At 56.7% G+C, this 1,666-nt stretch carries 1 protein-coding gene; it reads left to right on the top strand.

The annotated features are described in order from the left end of the window. Positions 1-350 precede the first annotated feature (350 nt). On the top strand, positions 351-1,001 hold the full coding sequence (locus V6C07_RS13305) for a hypothetical protein (protein ID WP_333536958.1): 651 nt from the start codon (positions 351-353) through the stop codon (positions 999-1,001). Positions 1,002-1,666 lie beyond the last annotated feature (665 nt).

Here is a 1,666-nt window from a genome sequence, read left to right as displayed (position 1 = left end):
GGCTGGAACGATCCCGGGGCCAGCCCGAGCTTTCCCGTGGTCAGCACCGAAAAACTGCTGAATCAGGAAACCAGCGCCGGGGCATCCGGCAAGTCGTCGGGCAAGGCTGCGGCCGAGCCTGTGCATGCCACGCCTGAGGACAAACCGCAGGGCGGGGTGAGCCTGTAGGCCGCCTGGCAGAATGCAAATCTGAGCTGTAAGCCCCCTGGCAGACCATTGGCCGAGGGGGCTTATTTTTTTAATCTTTTTTCGCGGGAAATATGTGCACGTCATGCGCTGCATTTTGGGCTGCACCCGTCATAGTTTTATGGTCAGCTTTACAAGTTTTGGGGACTATCGTAAGAGCAGATATGGTCAAGCTGGCAACCACCCTCATTTTTCTCTGCTGCGTCTTGTTGGCCGCCCCGCTGGCGGCTCCTCGGGCTGCTGCCGTTTCCGAACCGGGGGCAAAATCTCAGGTGGCCGACAAGGCGAAAAAAGGCGTCCCTTGTGCGGACAAGGCAAAAACGCGCGCTGATCAGAACCGCACCGTCACCGTGAAAAAGCGGGACGATGCCGTTCATGCCAGAGCCTGGACTTTTCGCGAGGGCAGCAGCCTTGATGCCTGGCAAAGTCAGGGGACGCCCACAGACAATCTGCACAGTCGAGCGGTAAACGCTCCTGCCGCCGGCAAGTCCGTGGACACGGCCAAGGGCATCGACAGTGCGCTGAACGCGGCGTCAGGACACCAGAAAAATAAGTCCGCACTGGCCTTGAGCGTGGATGACGAAAGCTCCTCCTGGCGAGAACCGGGGCCGGGCTGCCTCAATCCGGACGAAAATCTGAGCATGGAAAGCAGGCACGTTGTGCGCGCCTATGCCGATACCGTTGTGGGTGACGACTTGAGCATCGGCCTCGGGCCGGAGCTTATCCTCAGGAATGAACAGCGCGAGCGGCCGTCCAGCAGCAAGCAGCCAGACTCGGCTCTGGGGCTGGGCATGCAGTTCAAGCTCGATTTCTAAACAGTGTCGTCACGAGCGCCTTTCCCGGTATCTCTGCGTCGGACTTCGCCTTTTATTCCGGTCGAGTACCATAAGAGTACACTCCCTGCGTAAAAGGCTCGTTCTCCTTGATATACCAAGGAAATTTATCTCGTGACGACACTGTCTAGAGCATTTAACACTTGAAATGCTCGCTTACGGTAGGCAAAAGCCTGCCTTCTCGCATTTCGTGGCAAGGATTTTCAAGAAAATCCTTGCAGAGCAGTTAACTCATTTCATTCGTTAACTGCTCTAGAGCAATTTCAAAATGAAAATGCTCTAATCTCCTTCTTCTCCTCCTTTCCTCACTTCTGTTTTATGCCCGCTGTATGCATGCAGGTTGGCGAGCGGCGCGTGTTTGCTTGCCATTTTGCGCAGACAGCGCCTGACCCTTGCCGCATGTAAGGGGACACTTTCCTGCACCGGCCCCCGCGCGGCGTGTCGGCATTCTGGCGGCATGCCTGTCGTGCTGACGGTTGTTGGCCGCAGGTTTTGCACCGCTGCATATTCAACTCGCTGCAATGCCTTGCCTTTGGCATCTTGGCACTGTACTTGCTGTCTCTTCGGTGCGGCAGCAGATCAGCCGCTCAGGAGGAACACATGGCGCTTTCCAACTTTCTTATTCGTCCACCCGCCGAGGCTCAGCA

The organism is Desulfovibrio sp. 1214_IL3152, assembly GCF_036763055.1.
GTDB lineage: Bacteria > Desulfobacterota > Desulfovibrionia > Desulfovibrionales > Desulfovibrionaceae > Desulfovibrio.
This window is presented reverse-complemented; position numbering and strand designations above follow the sequence as displayed.